At 67.4% G+C, this 22,491-nt stretch carries 20 protein-coding genes; 12 read left to right on the plus strand and 8 right to left on the minus strand.

Features of this window, described 5'->3' with window-relative positions; all coding sequences use genetic code 11:
* Positions 1–2 precede the first annotated feature (2 nt).
* Positions 3–1,694 carry an AmpG family muropeptide MFS transporter gene (locus ACP7AB_RS13835; protein WP_425992446.1) on the plus strand — a complete coding sequence of 564 codons (1,692 nt, stop codon included), beginning with the start codon at positions 3–5 and terminating at the stop codon, positions 1,692–1,694.
* Here the strand turns inward: ACP7AB_RS13835 and ACP7AB_RS13840 are convergent, their stop codons facing one another.
* Positions 1,695–4,058, minus strand: coding sequence for an NADP-dependent malic enzyme (locus ACP7AB_RS13840; protein ID WP_425992444.1), 2,364 nt, complete (start codon positions 4,056–4,058; stop codon positions 1,695–1,697).
* Positions 4,059–4,140: 82 nt separating this feature from the next.
* Positions 4,141–4,995, minus strand: a complete 855-nt coding sequence (gene dapF / locus ACP7AB_RS13845) for a diaminopimelate epimerase (protein ID WP_425992442.1) — start codon at positions 4,993–4,995, stop codon at positions 4,141–4,143.
* 108 nt (positions 4,996–5,103) lie between these two features.
* Between dapF and ACP7AB_RS13850 the strand changes: the two genes are divergently transcribed.
* The 6 genes from ACP7AB_RS13850 to ACP7AB_RS13875 all read left to right on the plus strand — a co-directional run bounded on the left by ACP7AB_RS13850 (position 5,104) and on the right by ACP7AB_RS13875 (position 12,688).
* Complete coding sequence (locus ACP7AB_RS13850) at positions 5,104–5,502, plus strand: host attachment family protein (protein WP_425992440.1); 399 nt, start codon at positions 5,104–5,106, stop codon at positions 5,500–5,502.
* 72 nt (positions 5,503–5,574) lie between these two features.
* Positions 5,575–6,375, plus strand: coding sequence for a potassium channel family protein (locus ACP7AB_RS13855; RefSeq protein ID WP_425992439.1), 801 nt, complete (start codon positions 5,575–5,577; stop codon positions 6,373–6,375).
* Positions 6,376–6,478: 103 nt separating this feature from the next.
* A complete protein-coding gene (locus ACP7AB_RS13860) occupies positions 6,479–8,656 on the plus strand; it encodes a prolyl oligopeptidase family serine peptidase (protein WP_425992437.1) in 2,178 nt (725 codons plus the stop codon).
* 66 nt (positions 8,657–8,722) lie between these two features.
* Positions 8,723–10,903 (plus strand): prolyl oligopeptidase family serine peptidase, encoded by a 2,181-nt coding sequence (locus ACP7AB_RS13865; RefSeq protein ID WP_425992435.1) that lies wholly within the window; start codon positions 8,723–8,725, stop codon positions 10,901–10,903.
* A gap of 217 nt (positions 10,904–11,120) precedes the next feature.
* Positions 11,121–11,867: a DUF1223 domain-containing protein gene (locus ACP7AB_RS13870; protein ID WP_425992433.1), complete on the plus strand. Its 747-nt coding sequence runs from the start codon at positions 11,121–11,123 to the stop codon at positions 11,865–11,867.
* Between the two features lie 128 nt (positions 11,868–11,995).
* Positions 11,996–12,688 carry a hypothetical protein gene (locus tag ACP7AB_RS13875; protein ID WP_425992432.1) on the plus strand — a complete coding sequence of 231 codons (693 nt, stop codon included), beginning with the start codon at positions 11,996–11,998 and terminating at the stop codon, positions 12,686–12,688.
* 182 nt (positions 12,689–12,870) lie between these two features.
* On the opposite strand, the gene ACP7AB_RS13880 is transcribed toward ACP7AB_RS13875, so the two are convergent.
* On the minus strand, positions 12,871–13,947 hold the full coding sequence (locus tag ACP7AB_RS13880) for a phosphotransferase family protein (RefSeq protein ID WP_425992430.1): 1,077 nt from the start codon (positions 13,945–13,947) through the stop codon (positions 12,871–12,873).
* Positions 13,944–15,437: a glycerol kinase GlpK gene (gene glpK / locus ACP7AB_RS13885; protein WP_425992428.1), complete on the minus strand. Its 1,494-nt coding sequence runs from the start codon at positions 15,435–15,437 to the stop codon at positions 13,944–13,946. Before glpK ends, ACP7AB_RS13880 begins: the two co-directional genes overlap by 4 nt.
* A gap of 67 nt (positions 15,438–15,504) precedes the next feature.
* On the opposite strand from glpK, the gene ACP7AB_RS13890 reads away from it, so the two are divergent.
* From ACP7AB_RS13890 to ACP7AB_RS13900, 3 genes are all read left to right on the plus strand, one after another.
* Positions 15,505–16,512, plus strand: coding sequence for a threonine ammonia-lyase (locus ACP7AB_RS13890; RefSeq protein WP_426046165.1), 1,008 nt, complete (start codon positions 15,505–15,507; stop codon positions 16,510–16,512).
* Positions 16,509–16,961, plus strand: coding sequence for a MaoC family dehydratase (locus ACP7AB_RS13895; protein ID WP_425992425.1), 453 nt, complete (start codon positions 16,509–16,511; stop codon positions 16,959–16,961). Before ACP7AB_RS13890 ends, ACP7AB_RS13895 begins: the two co-directional genes overlap by 4 nt.
* Before the next feature lie 94 nt (positions 16,962–17,055).
* Complete coding sequence (locus ACP7AB_RS13900) at positions 17,056–17,742, plus strand: DUF4145 domain-containing protein (RefSeq protein ID WP_426046166.1); 687 nt, start codon at positions 17,056–17,058, stop codon at positions 17,740–17,742.
* Here ACP7AB_RS13900 and ACP7AB_RS13905 read toward each other — a convergent pair.
* The 3 genes from ACP7AB_RS13905 to ACP7AB_RS13915 are packed head-to-tail and all read right to left on the minus strand — an operon-like array spanning position 17,739 to position 20,444.
* On the minus strand, positions 17,739–18,344 hold the full coding sequence (locus ACP7AB_RS13905; protein ID WP_425992421.1) for a GNAT family N-acetyltransferase: 606 nt from the start codon (positions 18,342–18,344) through the stop codon (positions 17,739–17,741). The two genes, ACP7AB_RS13900 and ACP7AB_RS13905, sit on opposite strands and share 4 nt — an antisense overlap.
* The gene (locus ACP7AB_RS13910) at positions 18,341–19,279 is read right to left on the minus strand and encodes a Gfo/Idh/MocA family protein (RefSeq protein ID WP_425992419.1); all 939 of its coding nucleotides are present in this window, start codon (positions 19,277–19,279) and stop codon (positions 18,341–18,343) included. Before ACP7AB_RS13910 ends, ACP7AB_RS13905 begins: the two co-directional genes overlap by 4 nt.
* Positions 19,280–19,283: 4 nt before the next feature.
* Positions 19,284–20,444 (minus strand): DegT/DnrJ/EryC1/StrS family aminotransferase, encoded by a 1,161-nt coding sequence (locus tag ACP7AB_RS13915; RefSeq protein ID WP_425992417.1) that lies wholly within the window; start codon positions 20,442–20,444, stop codon positions 19,284–19,286.
* Positions 20,445–20,590: 146 nt separating this feature from the next.
* On the opposite strand from ACP7AB_RS13915, the gene ACP7AB_RS13920 reads away from it, so the two are divergent.
* Together ACP7AB_RS13920 and ACP7AB_RS13925 are read left to right on the plus strand one after the other, a co-directional pair.
* The gene (locus ACP7AB_RS13920) at positions 20,591–21,142 is read left to right on the plus strand and encodes a D-glycero-alpha-D-manno-heptose-1,7-bisphosphate 7-phosphatase (protein WP_425992415.1); all 552 of its coding nucleotides are present in this window, start codon (positions 20,591–20,593) and stop codon (positions 21,140–21,142) included.
* Between the two features lie 83 nt (positions 21,143–21,225).
* On the plus strand, positions 21,226–22,107 hold the full coding sequence (locus tag ACP7AB_RS13925) for an alpha/beta fold hydrolase (RefSeq protein WP_425992413.1): 882 nt from the start codon (positions 21,226–21,228) through the stop codon (positions 22,105–22,107).
* A gap of 156 nt (positions 22,108–22,263) precedes the next feature.
* Here the strand turns inward: ACP7AB_RS13925 and ACP7AB_RS13930 are convergent, their stop codons facing one another.
* Positions 22,264–22,488, minus strand: coding sequence for an alkylphosphonate utilization protein (locus ACP7AB_RS13930; RefSeq protein ID WP_425992412.1), 225 nt, complete (start codon positions 22,486–22,488; stop codon positions 22,264–22,266).
* Positions 22,489–22,491 lie beyond the last annotated feature (3 nt).

Genomic DNA, 22,491 nt, shown 5'->3' on the forward strand with positions numbered 1-22,491 from the left:
CCATGACCGCTCCCGCCGCGCCCCCCACTGCGCCGACAGAGATCGACCTGAAACCCAAGGGGCTGGCCGTTCTGAAGGTCGCCTTCCGTGAACGGCGCACCCTGGCCATGCTGCTGCTGGGCTTCTCCGCCGGCCTGCCGTTCGCCATGCTGATCGGCACGCTGAACGCCTGGCTGACCGAGGAGAAGATCCCGGTCGCCACCATCGGCATCCTCTCCTGGATCGGCCTGTTCGGCGCCTTCCGCTTCCTGTGGTCCCCGGCCGTCAGCTGGACGCCGCCCGGCCTCGGCAAGCGGCTCGGCCGCCGGCGTAGCTGGCTGCTGGTGCTTCAGGTGCTCATCGCCATTGCCCTGGGTCTGGTCGCCCTGTCGCATCCGAGCGCGGGCGTGCTTGGACCGCTGGCGCTGGGCGCCGCGCTCGGCGCCTTCGCCTTCGCCACACAGGATATCGTCATCGACGCCTGGCGGATCGAGATCGCAGACGAGAAGACGCCCATCGACCTGCTCTCGACCGTCTATCAACTGGGCTATCGCACGGCCGCGCTCGTCGGCGGCGCAGGGTCTTTGCTGATGTCCGTGGTCATCGGCTGGCCCGGCGTCTTCATCACCGCCGCCGTACTGATGGGCCTGGGCATCGTCGGCACCCTGATCGCGCCCGAGCCCGTCCCGTCGTCGCGGACGGCGGTCGCGCGCGAGCGGCGCGGGTCGCCGCGTCTGCGGCTGATCGTGCTGGTCGCCACCCTGGCCGCCTGGGGCTGGGCCGCCTTCATGCTGGTTCGTTTCATGGTCATAGCCCTGACGACCTCGCCGGCGCCGAGCGCCGGGACCTTCACCGGCTCCTGGGGCCCCTGGATCGTCGGGGCCACCGTCGTTCTACCGGCCGCCCTCGCCGGCTTGATCGTGTGGAAGGGCCGCGCCGCGACCGCCGCCGAGGCCTCGGCGGCGCCGAAGCTGGCCGACACTCTCTATGACGCCATCCTGGCCCCGCTGGTCGAGCTGATCGGCCGTCTGGGCTGGGGCGCGGTGATCGTACTGGGACTGATCCTGACCTACCGCATCACCGACGGCGTCTGGGGTCCGTTCGCCTTCCCCTTCTACATGGGGGACACGGGCGGGGCGCTGGGTCACACGGCCGCCGAGGTCGCCCTGGCGTCCAAGACCTTCGGAGTCATCATGACCATCGTCGGCATCGGGCTCGGCGGCTGGGCGTTGCTGGTCATAGGCCGGATGTGGAGCCTGCTGCTCGGCGCCATCCTGTCGGCGGCCACCAACCTCCTGATGATGGACCTGGCGCTCGGCGCCCCCAGCATCGGACCCTTCATGTCGGCGACCGGTCTCTATTCCGTGTTCGGATCGATCGGCGTGGGCGAGCCCCTGTCACGTCTGATGCTGGCCATCGCGGGCGAGAACATCGCCGGCGGCTTCGCGGGCGCAGCCTTCGTGGCCTATCTGTCGGCCTTGTCGAACAAGACCTTCGGCGCGGTCCAATTCGCCGTCTTCATCTCTCTGGCCCTGCTCATCGGCACGCTCGGGCGCGGCGCGCTCGGTGAGCTCATCGATGCCCAGGGCTATGCGCCGATGTTCGTCATCGCCGCCTGGATGGGGGTGATCGCCATCGTCTTCGTCCTGATCGAATGGGTCCGGCTGGGGTTCGAGGCCCGCAAGCTGGCCCGGACCGGAGCCTCGACGGTCTGATCAAGCCGTCGGCGGCACCGCCGTCATCGACCGTTCTGCGGCCGCGCTCGGGTGCGGCGTGGCCTCCTCGTCCTCGGGCTCGAACTCGACGCTGACGCCCTCCTCGTAGGCGGCGAAGGTGGCGGCGGTGATGATCTCCGAGACCTGGGCCCCCAGAGACACGATCTGAACCGACTTCTCCAGACCGACCAGCAGGGGGCCGATCACGGTCGCCCCGCCGAGGGCCTGGACCAGCTGGGTCGAGATCGCGGCCGAATGCAGGGCCGGCATGACCAGCACATTGGCCTCGCGGCTCAGCCGCATGAACGGATAGTTGGTCCGCAGGGCCGGATCGAGCGCCAGTTCCGGCGGCATCTCGCCCTCGTATTCGAAGTCGACGCCCTTGTGGTCGAGGATGCGGATGGCCTCGCGCACCTTCTCGCCACGCTCTCCGGGCGGGTTGCCGAAGGTGGAATAGCTGAGGAAGGCCACGCGCGGCGTGCGACCCAGTTTCTTCACCGTCGCGGCGGCCTGGATGGCGATATCGGCCAGTTCCTCGGCCGACGGCAGTTCATGGATCGAGGTGTCGGCGACGAAGATGGTGCGGCCCTTGGCCAGGACGATCGACAGGCCGATCAGGCTGTCGCCCTCGACGTCCAGCACGCGCAGGACCTCCTTCAGCACCATGTTGAAGTTGCGGGTTGTGCCCGTGACCATGGCGTCGGCCTGGCCGCGCGCCAGCATGGCGGCCGCGAAATAGTTGCGGTCCTGGTTGATCATACGCTGCACGTCGCGGCGCAGGTAACCGCGCCGTTGCAGCTTGTCGTACAGGAAGTCGGTGTATTCGAGGTTCCGCTCCGACACGCGGGCGTTGACGATCTCGATGCCCATGGCGTCGAAGTCGAGTCCCGCCTCGGCGGCGTTCTTGCGGACCAGGTCCTCGCGGCCGATCAGGATCGGCGTGCCCAGCTCGGCCTGTTTGAAGGCCCAGGCGGCGCGGATCACGGTCGATTCCTCGCCCTCGGCGAACACCACCCGCTTGTTCGGCGCGGCGCGCACGGCCGACGAGATCTTCTGCATCAGGGCGGCTGACGGATCGACCCGTTCGCGCAGCCGGGCGCGGTAGTCGTCCATGTCGTCAATGCGCACGCGCGAGACGCCGGTGTCCATCGCGGCCTGGGCCACGAAGGGCGGGATGTACCAGATCAGGCGCGGATCGAAAGGCGACGGAATGATGTAGTCCGGCCCGAACTTCAGCTTGCGGCCGCGATAGGCCACGGCGACCTCGTCCGGAACGTCCTCGCGCGCCAGCTGGGCCAGGGCGTTGGCGCAGGCGATCTTCATCTCGTGATTGATCCGTCGGGCGCGCACGTCGAGGGCGCCGCGGAACAGATAGGGGAAGGCCAGGACGTTGTTGACCTGGTTCACATAGTCCGAGCGGCCGGTGGCGATGATGGCGTCTTTGCGCACGGCCAGCACCTGTTCCGGCGCGATCTCGGGGTCCGGGTTGGCCATGGCGAAGATGATCGGGCGCGGCGCCATCGTGGCGACCATTTCGGGCGTGATCGCGCCCTTGGCCGACAGGCCGAGGACCACGTCGGCCCCCTGCATGGCCTCGGCGAGGGTGCGTTTGTCGGTGTCGATGGCGTGGACCGACTTCCACTGGTCCATGCCCTCGGTACGGCCGCGATAGATGACGCCGTGCAGGTCGACGACCGTGGCGTTCTCCGGCTTCAGGCCAAGCGACTTCATCAGGCTCAGCGACGACAGTCCGGCGGCGCCCGCGCCGACCAGGACCATCTTCACGTCCTCGAACTTGCGACCGGTAATGTGGCAGGCGTTGATCAGGCCGGCGGTCGAGATGATCGCCGTGCCGTGCTGGTCGTCATGGAAGACGGGGATGTCCAGCAGGTCCTGCAGCTCGCTCTCGATGACGAAACATTCCGGGGACTTGATGTCCTCCAGGTTGATGCCGCCCCAGCTGTCGCCGATGTTCTTGACGACGGTGATGAACTCGTCGGGATCGGTGGTCTTGACCTCGACGTCGAAGCTGTCGACGTCGGCGAAGCGTTTGAACAAGACGGCCTTGCCCTCCATCACCGGCTTGGACGCCAGGTGGCCGAGGTTTCCCATGCCCAGGATGGCCGTGCCGTTCGAGATGACGGCGACCAGATTGCCCTTGGAGGTATAATCGTAGGCCGCGTCGGGATTGTCGGCGATAGCGCGTACCGGCACGGCGACGCCGGGCGAATAGGCCAGGGACAGGTCGCGCTGGGTCGCCATGGGCTTGGTCGGCGCCATGGAGATCTTGCCCGGATGCGGCAGCCGGTGGAAATCGAGCGCTTCTTCGTCGGAGAAGGTCTGCTTGTCGGTCTGATCGGGCATTTGGGTCTCTGACGGTTTGGGCCCGTCCGGTCTAGCGGCGCCCTTCCCCCGGGACAACCGCCGACGCCCGGGGGGGCGAGGATCAGAGGTCCAGGGCGCCCGTGCGCTCGACCTCCACCGGGCCGGTCATGAAGACATGGCCGGTGGTCTCATCCCAGTCGATGACCAGTTCGCCGCCGTCGACGACGACCGTCGCCTTCCTCCCCGTCAATCCGCGCCGGGCGCAGGCGACCAGGGCCGCGCAGGCGCCGGTGCCGCAGGCCCTCGTCAGGCCGGCGCCGCGCTCGAACACCCTCAGGCGGATGCGGTCGGGCGCCAGGACGCTGGCGAACCCGACATTGACCCCCTCCGGGAACAGGGGGTGGTGCTCGATCAAGGAGCCCGCGCCCACAACGAAGTCATCGTCGAGCCGATCGGTGAAGAAGACCACATGCGGGTTGCCCATGGAGACGGCGCCGGGCGTATGCACAACCGGATCGTCGATAGGCCCGACCTGCAGCTCGATGCCGCGGGTGTCCATTTCCTCGGCCAGGGGGATGTCGCGCCAGTCCAGCCGGGGCGGACCCATGTCGACGGTGATCCGGTCTCCATCCGCGCCCTTGCCTGCGCGCTTCGCCACGGTCTTCCCGCCCAGGGTGTCGATGGTGACCTCATCCAAGCCGTTGGCCTGCATCAGCATCCAGCCGACGCAGCGCAGGGCGTTGCCGCAGGTCTCGACCGTGGCGCCGTCGGCGTTCCACACCCGCATGAAGGCGTCGGCGGTGTCCGAGGGCTCGATCGCGATCAGTTGGTCGAACCCCTCGCCGGTCTTGCGATCGCCCAGCGCGCGCACGGCGTCGGGGCCCGGCGTGAAGGGCCGGTCCAGTGCATTGACGACGACGAAGTCGTTGCCGGCGCCGTTCATCTTGACGAAGGGTCTGGAGGGCGCGCCGCTCATGGACGCCATATAGACACGTCGGACGAAGGCCCCAAGGTCGCAGTCACGCAACGCCCCCGGCCGCGACTCGTTAGCCTGTCCTCTGAAACGGACGACGAGGCCTTACCAATGAATCTTCCCAATGGCGCGATGGTGGCCGTGGTGGACGGCGAAAAGCTGGTCCTGTTCAAGAACACCGGTCACAACAACGTCGCCCTGACCGCCCTGTCGAACCCGGAGATCGAGGAGCGGGCCTCGGGCTCGGCCGGTCGCGGCTCCAGCGAGGCCAATCCGGACAACGACACCCAGGCCGAGGACGGTTTCGCCATGGGCGTGGCCGAGGTGCTCAACAAATGGGCCCTGGGCGGCAAGTTCGAAAAGCTTCTGGTGATCGCGGCGCCCAAGACCCTGGGCGAGCTGCGCAAGCATTGGCACAAGGAACTCTCTTCGCGCCTCGTCGGCGAGATCGCCAAGGATCTGACCGGACACTCCACCGACCAGATCGCGGCTGCGATCGAGAGCGCCTGATCTCCTGCGCCACGGTCCGGCCTGCAGGCTGGACCGTGGCGTTCGGACGACAGCGTGGCTAGAGGAGTGGTCATGACAGCCACCGACCGGCTCCCGCGTGGCGGCCTCCGCATCCGGGCACGCCTCCGCGCCCTCTACCACGGAGCCTCCCAGACAGCGGTCCGATTCAGACTGGCCGTCCTTGCGATCGACCTGATCATCGTCGCCTTCTTCATCGCCGCGCCGTTGCTCAAGCATGTCGGCCTGGCCTTCTACATCGTGGACTACCTGGTGGCGGCGCTTCTGGCCGCTGACCTCGCCGCGCGGGCGCTGGCCTATTCCAACATCAGGGACTGGCTCAAGCGACCAATCGTCTGGGTGGATCTGTTTATCCTCGCGACCCTGCTGTTCCCGGCGTGGCTGTTCAACCTGGGCTTCCTGCGGGTCATCCGGCTGTGGACCCTGGTCAGCTCCGACTTCTTCTGGCGCACCGTCGGCCGCAAATACGATGACACCCGGGTCGAGGACACCACCAAGGCTGTCGTCGCCCTGGTCACCTTCGTCTTCGTCGCCACGGGCTTCGTCTACACCGGCTTCATGGGCCGCTATGAAGGCATCAGCGGCTGGGTCGACGCCCTGTATTTCACGGTCACCAGCCTGACGACCACGGGCTACGGCGATATCCTGCTGCCGGGCATCTGGGGGCGGCTCGTGTCGATCGTCATCATGCTTGTCGGCGTCACCCTGTTCGTGCGACTGGGCCAGACCCTGCTCCGGCCGCACAAGGTCCGCTATCCGTGCGAGAAGTGCGGTCTTCAGGTCCATGATCCCGACGCCGTCCACTGCAAGGCCTGCGGCAATCTTCTGTGCATACCCGACGAGGGCGCCGTCTGATTCGCCAGGGCCGGCCCCACGTGACAAAACGGTAAGGTTCGCCGCCTTGCCGCCCGCCCCCTCGCGACTAAGGTGCGCCATCCTTATTTCGGAGCGCCCCTGCATGCGTCGTTCGCTGAGCCTCACGGCCGCCCTCCTCGCCTCCTCCATTCTTGGAACTCCCGCCCTGGCCCAGACCCACACCCTGCCCAACCCGCCGCTGGTCGAGGGGGGCTTCGCCACCACCGATGCGACCGATCCCTATCTCTGGCTGGAAGAGGTCGACGGCGCCCGCGCCATGGCCTGGGTCGAGGAGCACAACACCCGCTCGCTCGGCGTGCTCCAGGGCGATCCACGTTACGAAGGCCTGCACGAACAGGCCCTGGCCCTGGTCCAGGCCCGCGACCGCATCCCGTCACCGGGTTTCACCCATGACGGCCACATCGACAATTTCTGGCAGGACGCGACGCATGTGCGCGGCATCTGGCGGCGCACGACGATCGCCAGCTATCGCACCGACGCACCGCAGTGGGAGACGATTCTCGACCTTGACGCCCTGTCGGCGGCCGAGGGCAAGAACTGGGTCTACAAGGGCTCGTCCTGCCTGCCGCCGCAAGAGCGTCTGTGCCTGATTTCCCTGTCCGACGGCGGCAAGGACGCGGTCGTGGTGCGCGAGTTCGACTCCGAGAGCCGCACCTTCGTCGACGGCGGCTTCGAACTGCCGGAATCCAAGGGCGGCGTGACCTGGGTCGACGCCGACACCCTGTTGATTGCCCGCGACTTCGGCCCGGGCACGATGACCTCATCAGGCTATCCGATGATCGTCAAACGGCTGAAGCGCGGCCAGACCATCGATCAGGCGGAAACCCTCTTCACCGGCCAGCCCTCGGATGTTTCGGTCGGCGCAGGCACGCTGCGCGACGCGGATGGTGTGATCCAGGCGGTGATCATCAACCGCGGCGTCAGCTTCTACGAGAGCGAAACCCATCTGCTGAACGCGGACGGGACGACGACCCGGCTGCAACTGCCGGCCAAGTCCGACATCGACGCCCTGGTCCAGGGCCAGCTGGTCGTGGCCATCAAGGAAGACTGGACCGCGCCGTCCGGGCAAGCGTTCAGGACCGGCGACGTCATCGCCTGGAACCTCGACGCCTGGCTGGCCGATCAGGCCGCGCCGGCCCAGCTGATCATCCGCCCGGGCGCGCGCGAGTCGGTCGAATCCGTCACCGCCACCCGCAACAAACTGGTCGTCGCCCTGTACGAAAACGTGCGCGGCGCCGCCTATGTCTATACGCCGAACCCGTCCGGCGAATGGTCGCGCACCCGTCTCGATCTGCCCGCCAACTCGACCGTCGGTCTGGGCTCGGCCTCGGAACAGGACGATCGCATCTTCGTCAGCGTCGCCGGCTATCTGAGCCCCTCGACCCTGTCGCTGGTCGACGCGGCCACCGGCGAGATGGCCCAGGTCAAGTCGATCCCGGCCAAGTTCGACGCCTCGGGCATGACTGTGGAACAGTTCGAGGCGCGCTCGGCCGACGGCACGATGATCCCCTATTTCGTGGTGCATAAGACCGACATGCCGCTCGACGGCTCCAACCCGACGCTGCTGTATGGCTACGGCGGCTTCCAGGTGTCGCAACTGCCCGGCTATTCGCCGACGGTCGGCAAGCTGTGGCTGGAGCGGGGCGGCGTCTATGTCGTCGCCAATGTCCGCGGCGGCGGCGAGTTCGGCCCCAACTGGCACGCGGCGGCCCTGCAGCAGAACCGCCAGCGCGCCCACGAGGACTTCCAGGCCGTGGCCCTGGACCTCGAGGCCCGCAACATCACCTCCCAGCCCCGCCTCGGCATCATGGGCGGATCGCAGGGCGGGCTGTTCATGGGGGCTATGCTGACCCAGCGTCCGGACCTGATCAACGCGGCGGTCATCCAGGTGCCCCTGTTCGACATGTTCCGCTTCCACCGCCTGCTCGCGGGCGCCTCGTGGCGGGCGGAATACGGCGATCCGGACATCCCGGAACAACGCGCCTGGATCGGCGAATACTCGCCCTACCAAAACCTTCGGGCCGACCAGCCTTACCCGGAAGTCTTCATCCACACCTCGACCAAGGACGACCGCGTCCACCCGGGCCACGCCCGCAAGGCGGCGGCGCGTCTGGAGGAACTGGGCTATCCGGTCCTGTTCTACGAGAACACCGACGGCGGGCATGCGGCCGGCGCCAACCTGCGCGAAACGGCCCGCCGCATCGCGCTGGAATACACCTACCTGTCGCGCCGCCTGATGGACGCGCCGACGCAGGAATAGGTTTCGGTATCCGCTCATCCCCGCGAAAGCGGGGACCCCGTCCTTTCGCGAATTAAGGTCGTTCCCATGTTGCGTTCTCTCCTGTTCGGCGTCGCCGCCATCGCCATCTCGGCCCCCGCCCTGGCCCAGACGCCACCGCCGCACTTCCCCGCCGACCTGTCGCCGGCCGGCGTGCGCGCCGCCGACGATCATCTGGCGCTGGAGGAGGTCGAGGGGACCGAGGCCATGGCCTTCGTCCGGGCCGAGAACGAGCGGTCCCTGGCCGCCCTGACCGGTGACCGGCGCTACGAGACCTTCCGCGCCGAGGCCTTCGACATCCTGTCCTCGACCGCCCGCATCCCGGGGCCGAGCTTCCTCGGCGACGGCATCGGCAATTTCTGGCAGGACGCGACCAATCCCAAGGGCCTGTGGCGGCGCACGACGCTGGACAGCTACCGCACGGACGCGCCTGAGTGGGAGACCCTGATCGACGTCGATGCCCTGTCCCGCGCCGAGGGCAGGGACTGGGTGTGGAAGGGCGCTCGCTGCCTGGCCCCGGACGAGACCCGTTGCCTGGTCTCCCTGTCCGAAGGCGGCAAGGACGCCGTCGTCGTCCGCGAGTTCGACACCATGACCAAGGCCTCCATCGAGGACGGCTTCATCCTGCCGGAGGGCAAACACCGGCTCGAATGGTTCGATATCGATACCCTTCTAGTCGCCACCGACTTCGGCCCCCAGAACGGCCAGCCCACCCTGACCGAGAGCGGCTATCCCTTCATCGTCAAGCGCCTGAAGCGCGGCCAGACCCTGGCTGAGGGCATCGAGATCTATCGCGGCGATATATCCGACGGCGGCTATGGCGTCAGTCCCTCGGTCTACCGGAACGGCGCGGGCGAGGTTCTGGCCACCATCATCTCCCGCCCGCTCGACACCTATCGCGCAGAGACCTGGCGGCTGAACGGCGGCGTCGCCATCCGCCTGAATTTGCCGGAACGCGTCGCCATTCACGGGGTCCAGAACGGCCGACTGATCGTCGGACTCGACGAGGCATGGGATCGCGACGGCTTCCCCGTCGCCGAGGGAACGTTGCTGTCCTTGTCGCTCGACGACCTGGCCCAACCGACCATGCCGCCGCCGTCGCCCGACAGCGATCCCGAGACCATCTTCAAGCCGACCGCCCGCCAGTCGGTGCAGGATGTCGCCGTGCTGGACGACGGTCTGGTGGTTGGCGTCTCCGACAACGTCGTGGGCACGCTGAGCCGGTTCGCCTTCGGTCAGGGCGGCCGCGCGGCCTGGAGCTTGACCCCGGTCGAGGCCCCCGCAAACAGCGCCGTCGGGATCGGCGACGTGTCGCGCGGTTCGGGCCGGATGTTCGTCTCGACCCAGGGTTTCCTGACGCCGCCGACCCTCAGCCTGCTGGCGGCGAATGCCGACAAACTGACGACGCTCAAGTCCGGCCCGGCCATGTTCGACGCCTCCACGCATGAGGTCGAGCAGTTCGAGGCGACATCTACGGACGGGACGAAGATCCCCTACTTCCTCGTCCGGCCAACAAACGCGCCGATGGACGGCTCCACCCCGACCATCCTGTTCGGCTACGGCGGCTTCCAGGTCTCCTTCCCGCCCGCCTACAAGCCGGAGCTGGGCAAGCTGTGGCTTGAGAACGGCGGCGCCTATGTGGTGGCCAATATCCGCGGCGGCGGCGAGTTCGGTCCGGCCTGGCATCAGGCGGCCCTGCGCGAGAACCGCCAGCGCGCCTTCGACGACTTCGCCGCCGTGGCCCGGGATCTCGCGACGCGAGGTGTCGCCTCCGCCCGCCGCCTGGGCATCTACGGCCGCTCGAACGGCGGGGTCCTGACCTCGGTCTCGATCACCCAGCACCCGGAACTCTACAACGCCGCCGTGATCGAGAGCCCCCTGATCGACATGCTGCGCTATCAGGACCTGCCGGCCGGCGCCTCGTGGATCGGCGAATACGGCGACCCGCGCATTCCCGGCGACGCCGCCTTCATCAGCCGGTACTCGGCCTATCAGCAGCTGCGTCCGGAGGCGGAGTATCCGCGCCTCTACATCACCACCAACACCCGCGACGACCGCGTCCACCCCGGCCATGCGCGCAAATTCGCCGCCCGCCTGGGCGACCAGGGCCACGACCACCTCTATTACGAGGAGACCTCGGGCGGTCACTCCAACGACGCCGACCCGGTCGCCAACGCGAGGCGGTGGGCGCGCCACTATGTCTATCTGAGTCAGCAGCTGATGGACTGACACACGCTGTCTCCTCCCTGCGCCAAAGGCGCGGGGAGGTGGCTCGTAGCGAAGCGAAGAGACGGAGGGGTTCTTTCCGCGCGCACCAGGAACCCCTCCGTCTGCTCGCGAAGAGCTCGCATCCACCTCCCCATGCGCAAGCGCGCACAGGGAGGAGACCTCCCTTCACGCGAATATGAGGCGCGCGCGCGCACCGCTCCGGCTAGGACTCCAGCCCATGAATGCGAGGGGCATCATCGTCGCGGGCGTCGCCGCCCTGGGTCTGCTCGGCGCGGTTGGTTCGACCGCCCAGTCGGCGGGCGCGCGCCCCGTTCGCCTGTCGGAGACGACCGCCGAGCCGGTGGTGGTGGAGCTGTTCACCGCCCAGGGCTGTTCCGGCTGTCCCGCCGCCAACCAGGTGGTCGAGGGTCTGGCCGAGGAGCCGGGTGTCATCGCCCTGACCTACGCCGTCGACTACTGGGACTACCTCGGCTGGCCTGACACCTTCGCCAAGCCCGAGTTCGCCCGGCGCCAGCGCGCCTATCAGGCCGCCATGCGTCTGCGGAACGTCTATACACCCCAGATCGTGATCGACGGGCGTCGACAGGTCTCGGGCGCGCAAGGGGGGGCGATCCAGGTCGCCGTCAACGAAGAGGCCGCCCGGCGCAACTTCCCGCCGCAGGTCCAGTTCCGCGAGAGCGGCGACGCAGTCGGGGTCGGCTCGGGCCGCGCGCCCTCCGGCGGCGCCGACGTCTGGGCCGTTGTCTATCGTCCGGGACTTCAGACCGTGACCGTGGCCGGGGGCGACAACCGGGGCCGCGATGTCCGCCACATCAATGTCGTCCAGAGCCTGACCCGGCTCGGCGACTGGACCGGTCGTCCGATCCTGCTCGACCTGCCCGAGGTCGCCGATCCCCAGGACAAGGTTGTCGTGATGGTCCAGTCGCGCGCCGATCGGCGGATTCTCGGCGCCGCCGCGCGTTGACGCCTTCCGTTGTCCGCGACAGTCAAACCCTTGGCGCCCCTATCAGTTTCGGTCACTGTCCGCCGTGAAACGATCGTCGCTATTGACGATCCGTCGCCATCCGATGGCGGCGCTCTGGGGGAGCGAAGATGATTGAGCGCGCGGGTCGGGTCGTCGGGGGACGCACCCCTATCGCCGCCACGCTCGCCATCGTCACAGCCGTTGCGGCCCTGGCCCTGACGGCGGCGCCGGCCGGGTCGCAAAGCCGTCCGGCGCCAGCTCCCAACCACGATCTCGAGGCCCGCGCCATCACTCGGATGGTCACTGCCGCCGAGGTCGCCGACTGGGCCCGTGAACGTCGCGACGCCCCGGCCATGATCGTTGCGGCCCGCATGCTGGGCGACATCCCGACCCGACGCGAGAACGGCGACGAACCCTTCCTGACCCATGCTGCCCTGCTGGACGAAGCCGAGACCTTCGCCGGGGGCGACCGCGTCCTGCTGAACCAGATTTCGCGCGAACGGTCGCCGGACAAGGGTGTGCGCGCCTCGCCTTTCGGCGCCGGTCCGATCGTGGTGGTGCGCCGCCTGCGCGCGCGCGAGACCTATAGTTTCACCATTGAGGCGCGTCGCAACGAAGTGCTGCGCGTGGCCGCCATCGGCGACGGCGACACCAATATCGACCTCGCGCTGCGGGACCAGAACGGCGCCGTCGTCTGCTCCGACGGCTCGCTCGACCACTACCCGGTCTGCACCGTCGCCCGCCCCCAGGCTGGCCCGATCCGCATCGAGATCGTCAACCGCGGCGAGGTCTGGTCGCGGGTGCAGATTTTGACGAACTGAGGAAGCGTTCTCCTCCCTGTCGCGCAGCGACGGGGAGGTGGCAGCGAGCTCTTCGCGAGCTGACGGAGGGGGCGACACGGTCCTACCGGTTGGCCCTCACCTGAAACATGACCTCGCCCCCTCCGTCACGGCGCTGAAGAAGCGCCGCGCCACCTCCCCATCCTGCGGACGGGGAGGAGAGATCAGGCCCCCGCCTTCACCGCAAAGCCCCACGCCGCCCTGGCCAGCGGGACCACCTGTTTCGCCGTCTCGATGGCATGGGCCGAGGCCGCCGTGCCGTCGCGCACCCGTCCGGCGATGCCCTGACAGATCGCCGCCAGACGGAACAGGTTGTAGGCCATCAGCCAGTCGAGGTTCTCCGGCGCGCCCAGACCGCTCCGCGCCACATAGCGTTCGACCGTCTCCTGGATCGTCGGAATGCCGAGCGAAGGCAGGTCCAGTCCGCCCAGACCGTTCCGCACCGTCGGCGGCAAAACCCAACCGATCAGCAAATAGGAGAGATCCGCCATCGGATCGCCGAGCGTCGACAGTTCCCAGTCCAGCACCGCCCGAACTTCGGCGGCGTCGGACGCCATCATCAGATTGTCGAGGCGGAAGTCGCCGTGGACGATCCGCGCCGGTCCCTCGGGCGGCAGACCGAGCGGCAACCAGTCGATCAGCCGGTCCATCTCCGGGATCGGATCGATCTCGGAGGCGCGATACTGTTTGGTCCAGCGCCCGACCTGACGCGCGAAATAGTTTCCCGGCTTGCCGTAGTCGGCCAGCCCGATCGCGGCGGGATCGAATTTGTGCAGGTCGGCCAGGGCGTCGGTCTGGGCCTCGAAGATGGCGCGACGTTCGGCCGGCTCCATCCCGGGCAGTTTAAGGTCCCACAGGACCCGGCCCTCGACCTTGCCCATGACGTAGAACATCGATCCGATCACGGCATCATCCGTGCACAGAGCATAGGGCCGAGCGACCGGATAGCCTTGTTTGTACAGAGCCGAGGTCACCGCGAATTCCCGGTCCACGGCATGGGCCGAGGGCAGCAGCACGCCCGGCGGTTTCCGGCGCAGCACATAGGCCGCGCCCGGCGTGGACACTTCATAAGTGGGGTTCGACTGTCCGCCCTTGAACTGGCGGAGGGTCAGCGGCCCGCCATAGCCCTCGACGTTGGCGACCATCCAGGAGTCCAGCGCGGCCTCGTCGAGTCGGTAGCGAGGGTCGACCTCCCGTGTTCCGGAAAAGGCGGCCTGCGGATCAGTGGAGCTGTCGGTCATTGTGCTGCGACAATGGCGGCCTTGACCGCGCGATGCCAGCCCCCCAGCAGCGCTTCACGCTGTTCTGCGGACATCCGCGGTTTCCACACGGCCGCCGCCTCCTCGTTGCGGGGCTCCAGGTCGTCGATCAGCCCGACGCCCAGCGCCGCCAGTCTTGCAGCTCCCAACGCCGTCATCTCCTGAAACGCCGGGCGCTCGACGGTGACTTCGCAGATGTCGGCCACGAACTGCATGGCGAAGGCGTTGGCCGTAACGCCGCCGTCGACCTTCAGCACGCTGAATCTCGGCGCACCGTCCTTCGCCAGTGCGTCCAGCAGGTCGCGCGTCTGATAGGCCAGGGCCTCCAGCGCCGCCCGGACGAAATGCGCCGGCTTCGCATCGCGCGTCAGGCCGATCACCGCGCCACGCGCATCCGGCTCCCACCACGGCGCCCCCAGGCCGGTGAATCCGGGAACCAGATAGACCCCGCCATTGTCCTTCAGTCCCTGCGCCACCGCCTCGGACTGGCGGCTGTCGGAGATCATCCCGACCCCGTCCCTGAGCCACTGGATCGCCGACCCGGCCGAGAAGATCGACCCCTCAAGCGCCCAGGCGACCGTCTCCCCGACCTGATAGCCAAGCGTGCCCAGCAACCGGCTCGACGACGCCACCGGTTCGGCCCCGACATTGGCCACCAGGAAGGCCCCGGTACCATAGGTGATCTTGGCGTCGCCGGGCTTCAGCGCCCCGTGCCCGACGAGGGCCGCCTGCTGATCGCCCGCCGAGCCCGTGATCGGCAGGGCGTGCCCGAACAGCGCCGCATCACTCTCTCCTACCCGGTCCGCGCAGCCGACGATCCGGGGCAGGGCGACTTTCGGAACCTTGAACAGTTCGCACAGGTCGTCGCGCCACTCGCGCGTCCTGAGGTCCATCAGGGAGGTACGGCTGGCGTTGGTCGCATCGGTGACGTGGCTCGCCCCGTTGGTCAGCTTCCAGACCAGCCAGCTGTCGATCGTCCCCAGCTTGACCTCGCCCTGCGCGGCCCGCTCCCGCGCCCCCGGCACGGCGTCCAGCAGCCAGGCGAACTTGGTCGCCGAGAAATAGGGATCGAGGATCAGGCCGGTCGCCGCCTGGACCATGGCCTCATGCCCCTCCGCCGCCATGCGCGCCGAGACGTCCGCCGTCCGTCGGTCCTGCCAGACGATGGCCCTGTGCAGCGGCTCGCCGGTTGCGGCGTCCCACAGCACCGAGGTCTCCCTCTGGTTGGTGATGCCGATGGCCGCGAACCGGCCGACGCCGCCGGCCTTCCTGATCACCTCGCGACAGGTCTGCAGCGTCGCGGCCCAGACCTCGGCCGCGTCATGCTCGACCCAGCCCGAACGGGGGAAATGCTGTTCCAGCTCGATCTGGCTGACGGCAACCGGATGCAGCCCCTTGTCCTCGCGCAGTTCGAAGGCGATGGCGCGGGTCGAGGTCGTGCCCTGGTCGATGGCGAGGATGCAGGTCGTCATGGCTCGAAGCGTTTCCCTCGTTTTCGCCACCTTACGCGGACGAACCGGATCGGGTTAAGTGCCTCTCATGTCCGACCGCACCGCTTCCTACGAAGGCGTCCTCGACGCCGCCCGCCAGATCGCCCGGGAGGCGGTCCGCACCCCCCTGATCGAGAGCCCGGCCCTCAACGAACAGATGGGCGGCCGCGTCCTCCTGAAGGCCGAGACGATGCAGGTCGCCGGCGCCTTCAAGTTCCGGGGTGCCTATAACCGGATCAGCCGCTTCACCGCCGATGAACTGGCCGCCGGCGTCGTCGCCTTCTCGTCCGGCAACCATGCCCAGGGCGTGGCGGCGGCGGCCAGGCTCATGGGGACCCGAGCGGTCATCGTGATGCCGGCCGATAGCCCGGCCATCAAGATCGCCGGTGTGAAGGCGTTCGGCGGTGAGGTCCGCCTCTATGACCGCTGGAAGGAAAGCCGCGAGGAGATCGGCGCCCAGGTGGCGAAGGAGCGCGGCTCCGTCCTCGTCCCTCCGTTCGATGATCCCTATGTGATCGAAGGTCAGGGCACGACGGCTCTGGAGCTTCTGGATCAGGCCGACGGCCCGATCGACCAGCTGCTGTGCTGCTGCTCCGGCGGCGGCCTGATGGCCGGCATCAATCTGGTCATGGAGGCCCGCAGTCCGCAGACGAAGACCTGGGCCGTCGAGCCGGAGGCCTATGACGACACCGCCCGCTCTCTGGCTGCCGGCGAACGGATGAGCCACCCGCAGGGCCCGCCCTCGATCTGCGACTCGCTCCAGACCCCGATCCCCGGCGTCCTGACCTTCCCGATCAACCAGCGCGTCCTCTCGGGCGCTCTCGCGATCAGTGATCTGGAGGCGGCCGAGGCCGTCGCCTACGCCTTCCGCACCCTGAAACTGGTGGTCGAGCCCGGCGGGGCCGCGGCCTTGGCCGCCGTCCTTGCCGGCAAGATCGAGACGAAGGGGCGCACCACCGCCGTCATCCTGTCCGGGGGCAATATCGACCCCGGCCTGTTCGCCGCCATCATCGAAGGCCGGTTCGTCCCGGCGACCCAAACAGGAGCCGCCGCATGACCAGCACCTCAGACCTCCAGTCGCTCATCGGGACCGAGATCGGCATCTCGAAATGGATACTGGTCGATCAGGCCCGGATCGACGCCTTCGCCGAGATCACCGAGGACCGCCAGTTCATCCACATCGATCCGGTGGCGGCCAAACAGACCCCGTTCGGCGGCACCATCGCCCACGGTTTCCTGACCCTCAGCCTCGCCTCGGCCATGTCCTATGACGCTGTGGAAAAGCTGGAAGGCGTGGTGATGGGCGTCAACTACGGCTTCGACAAACTGCGCTTCCTCGCCCCGGTCCCCGCCGGCTCCAACGTCCGCGGCCGGTTCAAACTGCTGTCCGCCGAGGACAAGGGCGGCGGCCGTTGGCTGTTGAAGCACGAACTTACCGTCGAGATCGAAGGCGCGGAAAAGCCCGCCCTGATCGCCGAATGGCTCAGCATGCAGATGGTCGGCTGACAACGCAACCAAGAGAGGCGTGTTGTAAGAATCGATGCGCTGCGTGATCCTCGAGGGCAGATCGGAATAGCGCATGGCCCAACCAGAACGACCCATGATGATCAGCGACTGCCCTCGCTGCTCAAATAGAAATGTGACCCTAGACATCCTCGCGGCGAACAAGCTGCCCGGCGACGTTTTCGAAACATTTGTAAGGTGCCGGAACTGCTGCCTGACTAGTATTTTTGCGCTCTACAATACGCGCTCCGATACGTCGCCTATGACGATGGTCGGGCTTTATATTCAGAGTGTGTTTACAAAGAGATCCGTGGTCATCGCAATCCCAGATGCTGCCCCAGTCCCAGAATATACTCCTGTAGAAATTGCAGCGATATTCAGGGAGGCGACAACCTGTATGGCTATGGGCTGCTTCGATGCGAGTGGCGCTATGTTCAGGAAGGTTTTGGATGCTGCGACGCGGTCATTGCTGCCTCCTCAACCAGCGGATGAGAGCAAAGATCACCCTAATTTTGTAGCGTGGAAGCGCCGGAAGGACTTGGCGTTGAGGCTTGAGTGGCTGTTCGAAAACGACAAGCTGCCGAAAAACCTGCTGGAACTTGCAGATTGCGTTCGTGAGGATGGAAATGATGCTGCCCATGCCAGCATCGGCCTGTCAGAGGCCGAAGCTCGGGACCTCGAAGATTTCACTGTCGTGCTCTTGGAGTCGGTCTTCACGTTGCCGGGGCAGGTTGAGGTAAACAAGGCTCGGCGTCAGGCTCGAAGATCAGAGACTGCAGCTTAATTTAGACTGTCAGCCGCTTTCCCAAAAGACGCCAGCCGCGCGTCCAGGGCTGTGCGCACCGCCGGCCATTCCTCCGCCAGGATGGAGAAGATCACCGAGCTTCTTACCCGGCCGGTCCAGGTGATCTTGTCGTTGCGCATGACGCCTTCGCGCACGGCGCCCAGTTTCGCCATTGCCGCCTGGCTGCGCAGGTTGATCGCATCGACCTGGAAGGAGACGCGAGCCGCCCCGCAGGCGAAGGCGTGCTCCAGCAACAGCCGCTTCGCCGCCGGGTTCACCACACCGCCACGCGACGACGGCTGGTAGTAGGTCGTGCCGATCTCGACCGTGCGATTGGCCGGATCGATGTTGATGAAGGTCGACAGGCCGACGACCTCGCCCTCGCGAATCACGGCGAACGGAACCCGCCTCTCCTTCTCCTGCTGCACCCGCATCGCCTGCCAACCGCTGTCGAATTGGTCGCCGCCCAGCGAGGTGTAGTAGAAATTGGGCCACAGCTCCGGATCGGCGTCGCACGCCAGCCTCAGCGGTTCCTTGTGCCGGTCCTCGAACGGCTCCAGCCGGATGAAGTCGTTTTCGAGAACGGCCGCCTGAAGCTTCATTCCCCCAGACACCTCAGGGCGACCTCGAGGTTCCGCATCCCGTCCTCGCCCGTGACCGCGGGCGTCTCGCCGGTACGGATCGCGTGGGCGAAGGCTTCCAGCTCCTTCTTCAGCGGCTCGTTGGGCCAGCTCATCACGCCGCGCGTGGAGTAACTGCCGTCCGGCTGCTGGCCGAAATATTCGGTGACCTGACGCGTCATCAGGTCGGCCACGACGAACTTGCTCTGCGTCGCGACCTGCAGGGTCCGGGTCTTGTAGGGGGTGACCCAGTTGGTGGTGATGTGGGCGATCACGCCATTCTCCAGCCGGAACTGAAGCAGGGCCGTATCCTCGCGGTCGGCGCGGGTGCGGGACAGCTGTGGCTGGACCTCGGCGATTTCCGAGCCGGTCAGATGGCGGATGATGTCGATGTCGTGCACGGCGAGGTCGATGACCACCCCGACCTCGCCCATCCGGGGAGGGAAGGGGCCGACGCGGGTGATCTGGATGGAGATGACGTCCTCGCCCTCGATGGCGCGCTTGACCGCCTCCACCGCCGGGTTGAAGCGCTCGACCTGACCGACCATCAGCACACGGTCATTGGCCTTGGCGGCGTCGATCATCCGCTGGGCGTCGGCCACGGTCGCGGCGATCGGCTTTTCGACCAGCACATGGACCCCGGCTTCCAGCAGGGCGACGCCGAGGTCGGCATGATGGCGGTTCGGCGTGGCGATGACGGCGGCTTCCAGCCCGCCCGCGACGAACTCTGCCGCGGTGGTGACGGCATGCGCGCCATAGGCCGAGGCGACGCCCTCGGCGACCACGGCGTCGGGATCGAAGACGAGGGCCAGGTCGATCTCGCGCATCTCGGACAGGACGCGGGCGTGGTTGCGCCCCATGACACCGGCGCCGGCGACGCCGGTGCGGATCGGCGCGTGCAGATGGGTCGGGTTCATGTGCTTAGCCCTTGTAGCTGGCGACAGCGGCGACGATCCGGTCCTGGGTCGCCTCGTCCAGATCCGCGTGCATCGGCAGGCTGATGACTACCTTCATCAAGGCCTCGGTCACCGGCAATCCCTGAGGGCCGCGCGGGTGCATGTCATAGGCCGGCTGCAGATGCAGCGGGATCGGATAGTAGACCGCCGACGGCACGCCCTGGTCGCGCAGGTGGGCCGCCAGACCGTCACGGTCCGGATGCTCGATCGTGTACTGGGCCCAGTTGGAGACATTGCCGGCGGGTAGATACGGCACGGCCGCGACGTGCGGCGCCAGCAGTTCGTTGTAGCGAGCGGCGATCCGCGTGCGCCATTCGATCTCCTGGGGGAAGACCTTCAGCTTCTCGATCAGGACGGCGGCCTGCACCGTGTCCAGACGCGAGTTCATCCCGACCCGCATGTTCAGATATTTGGTGTCGTGCTCAAAGGTCCGGCCGACCAGATCCTTGGCCACCGCCTTGCCGTGCACGCGGTAGCTGTCGATCTCCTGGGCCAGATCATCGTCGTCGGTCAGAACCGCCCCGCCGTCGCCGTAACAACCCAGCGGCTTGGCCGGGAAGAAGCTGGTCGTCGTCACGTCGGCCCATTTCAGGGGATGGTCGCCGTCGATGGTGCAGCCGAACCCCTGGGCCGAATCCGCGATCAGCTTCAGCCCGTACCGGTCGCAGATCGCCTTTATGGCCGGATAGTCGGCGGGCTGGCCGAACAGGTCGACGGCGATCACCACGCGGGGCCTCAGCCTGCCCTCGGCGATCGTCGCCTCGATGGCCGCCTCCAGGTGGCCGGGGTCGATGTTGTAGGTGCGGGGGTCGATGTCGATAAAGACGGGCGTCGCGCCCAGCCACGGCACGACCTCGGCCGTGGCGCAGAAGGTGAAGCTGGGCACGAAGACCGCGTCTCCCGGCCGAAGGCCCCAGGCCATCAGCGGCAGGGCCAGGGCCTCGGTCCCGTTGGCGCAGCCCAGCGCATGTTTCGCGCCGCCGAACGCGGCCAGGGCCGTCTCGAACTCGCGCACCGGCGGACCCATGACATAGGCCCCGCTCTCGACAACAGCCATCATGGCGGCCTCGATCTTGCCGCCCAGACGGCGGCGCTGGGCCTGCAGGTCGATGAAGGCGATGCTCATGGGGAACCTCTCTCGAAACGGGGCGGCGCTGAACCCGGATCAGGGGTCGACCTTCGAAGGTGGGGCCGTCTAACCCGCCGGGCGCCGCAACGCCAAACACAAGGGGGTCACTTCGCGTTGCGCCTTGCAACGGTCCTGCCTATTCCATGCACCGTCCGAATCCGGAGCCCGCCGCCTTGAACACTGCCCCCACGACCCATCCCGCCGTCTTCCTCGACCGCGACGGTGTCCTGATCACCGACAGCGGCTATCCGCACCTCGAAGAGCATCTGGTCCTGATCCCCGGCGCGGCCGACGCTGTCCGCCGCCTGAACGCCCTCGGCTATCTGGTCGTCATCGTCACCAACCAGTCCGGCGTGGCGCGGGGCCTGTTCAGCTTCGAACAGATGGAGGGGTTCAATGCCCTGCTCGTCCGTCGCCTGGCCGGCAAGGGCGCCCGCATCGGCGCCGTCTATGCCTGCCCGTTCCATAATGAGGCGGAGGATCCCAGGTGGCTCCACCCCGACCATCCGGACCGCAAGCCCAACCCCGGCATGATCCTGCGCGCCATGGCCGACCATGACATCGACCCGGCCCGCTCCTTCCTGATCGGCGACCGTCAGAGCGATCTGGACGCCGCCCGCCGCGCCGGCCTGCCCGGCTTCCTCTTCGAGGGCGGCAATCTCGATCATTTCGTCCGCGACCTGCTCGGCGGGTGATCGCAATTCACTGGCCTGTTCACCGGGGGATGAAATAAGCTCCGGTCGACGCGGGGGGCGTCCTGGCTTGGGAGTGCGCCGCAATGGCCGAATCGACCCTGTATTCCGAGCGTCGCTGGACCTCGTCCGACGGGCTCAGCCTGTTCGCCCGCGACTATCCGGGGGCGGACGGTCCGGCGAAACTGCCGGTCATCGCCATTCACGGCTTGACGCGCAACTCCGCCGACTTTGACGCCATCGCCCCCTTGATCGCGCGTGGCGGCCGCCGGGTCCTGGCGCTCGACGTGCGCGGGCGCGGCCAGTCCGATCGCGCCACCGACCCGATGACCTACCAGCCGCCGGTCTATGCCAAGGACGTTCTGGGTCTGCTCGAGGCCGCCGGCATCGAGCGGGCCGTCTTCCTCGGCACCTCAATGGGCGGGCTGATCACCATGGCGATCACGGCTCTGAAGAGCCGCGTCGTCGCCGCCGCCATCCTCAACGATATCGGCCCCCAGGTGTCGCCCGAGGGCCTGACCCGCATCGCCGCCTATTCCGGCCAGCCGGTCGACACCCCGAGCTGGGCCGCCGCCGCCGCCTATGTGAAACGCATCAATGAGATCGCCCTGCCGCACTACACAGACGCCGACTGGGATGCCTTTGCACGGCGCACCTTCCGCGACGGCACGGAGGGTTCGCCCGTCCTCGACTACGACCCGGACATCGCCGTCCCGATCCGCGCGGCCGGGGCCAAGGCCCTCGTCCCCAACCTGTGGCCCTTCTTCCGTCGGCTGGCGAAGAAGCGCCCGACCCTGCTGATCCGGGGCGGGACCTCGGACCTGCTGGGCGCCGATATCGCCGCGAAGATGCAGAAGGCCGCCCCCGAGATGCGCTACGCCGAGATTCCCGACATCGGCCACGCCCCCATGCTCGACGAGCCGCAGTCAAAGGCCGCGATCTTCGAATTCCTGCGGGACGTTCAGTAGAACGTCTCCTCTCTGTTCGCCTCTTTGCGAATGGGGAGGTGGCGGCGAGCCCTTGGCGAGTTGACGGAGGGGTTCTGAACGGCTGGAAGAACCCCTCCGTCTCTTCGCTTCGCTCCGAGCCACCTCCCCATCGCTACGCGACGGGGAGGAGACAGATCAGGCCTTCCGCACGAACTCTGTCCGCAGCACCAGGCCGCGCACCTTGTCGACATTGGCCTCGATCTCGTCCGTGTCGTCGGTCAGGCGGATGTTCTTGACAAGGGCGCCGCGCTTCAGCGTCACCCCGCCCGATCCCTTGACCTTCAGATCCTTGATCAGGGTCACGCTGTCGCCGTCCGACAGGATGTTGCCGTTGGAATCTTTGGTGGGGGCTTCGGTCATCCC

The sequence above is a fragment of the Brevundimonas sp. TWP3-1-2b1 genome (genome assembly GCF_049896165.1).
GTDB lineage: Bacteria > Pseudomonadota > Alphaproteobacteria > Caulobacterales > Caulobacteraceae > Brevundimonas > Brevundimonas subvibrioides_B.

Coding starts and splice junctions, on each gene's coding strand:
- ACP7AB_RS13875 (WP_425992432.1), top strand. CDS start 11,996: ATGATTGAGCGCGCGGGTCGGGTCGTCGGGGGACGCACCCCTATCGCC.
- ACP7AB_RS13890 (WP_426046165.1), top strand. CDS start 15,505: ATGTCCGACCGCACCGCTTCCTACGAAGGCGTCCTCGACGCCGCCCGC.
- ACP7AB_RS13865 (WP_425992435.1), top strand. CDS start 8,723: ATGTTGCGTTCTCTCCTGTTCGGCGTCGCCGCCATCGCCATCTCGGCC.
- ACP7AB_RS13915 (WP_425992417.1), bottom strand. CDS start 20,444: ATGAGCATCGCCTTCATCGACCTGCAGGCCCAGCGCCGCCGTCTGGGC.
- ACP7AB_RS13855 (WP_425992439.1), top strand. CDS start 5,575: ATGACAGCCACCGACCGGCTCCCGCGTGGCGGCCTCCGCATCCGGGCA.
- glpK (WP_425992428.1), bottom strand. CDS start 15,437: ATGACGACCTGCATCCTCGCCATCGACCAGGGCACGACCTCGACCCGC.
- ACP7AB_RS13930 (WP_425992412.1), bottom strand. CDS start 22,488: ATGACCGAAGCCCCCACCAAAGATTCCAACGGCAACATCCTGTCGGAC.
- ACP7AB_RS13850 (WP_425992440.1), top strand. CDS start 5,104: ATGAATCTTCCCAATGGCGCGATGGTGGCCGTGGTGGACGGCGAAAAG.
- dapF (WP_425992442.1), bottom strand. CDS start 4,995: ATGAGCGGCGCGCCCTCCAGACCCTTCGTCAAGATGAACGGCGCCGGC.
- ACP7AB_RS13910 (WP_425992419.1), bottom strand. CDS start 19,279: ATGAACCCGACCCATCTGCACGCGCCGATCCGCACCGGCGTCGCCGGC.
- ACP7AB_RS13905 (WP_425992421.1), bottom strand. CDS start 18,344: ATGAAGCTTCAGGCGGCCGTTCTCGAAAACGACTTCATCCGGCTGGAG.
- ACP7AB_RS13835 (WP_425992446.1), top strand. CDS start 3: ATGACCGCTCCCGCCGCGCCCCCCACTGCGCCGACAGAGATCGACCTG.
- ACP7AB_RS13900 (WP_426046166.1), top strand. CDS start 17,056: ATGATGATCAGCGACTGCCCTCGCTGCTCAAATAGAAATGTGACCCTA.
- ACP7AB_RS13925 (WP_425992413.1), top strand. CDS start 21,226: ATGGCCGAATCGACCCTGTATTCCGAGCGTCGCTGGACCTCGTCCGAC.
- ACP7AB_RS13840 (WP_425992444.1), bottom strand. CDS start 4,058: ATGCCCGATCAGACCGACAAGCAGACCTTCTCCGACGAAGAAGCGCTC.
- ACP7AB_RS13880 (WP_425992430.1), bottom strand. CDS start 13,947: ATGACCGACAGCTCCACTGATCCGCAGGCCGCCTTTTCCGGAACACGG.
- ACP7AB_RS13920 (WP_425992415.1), top strand. CDS start 20,591: ATGCACCGTCCGAATCCGGAGCCCGCCGCCTTGAACACTGCCCCCACG.
- ACP7AB_RS13860 (WP_425992437.1), top strand. CDS start 6,479: ATGCGTCGTTCGCTGAGCCTCACGGCCGCCCTCCTCGCCTCCTCCATT.
- ACP7AB_RS13895 (WP_425992425.1), top strand. CDS start 16,509: ATGACCAGCACCTCAGACCTCCAGTCGCTCATCGGGACCGAGATCGGC.
- ACP7AB_RS13870 (WP_425992433.1), top strand. CDS start 11,121: ATGAATGCGAGGGGCATCATCGTCGCGGGCGTCGCCGCCCTGGGTCTG.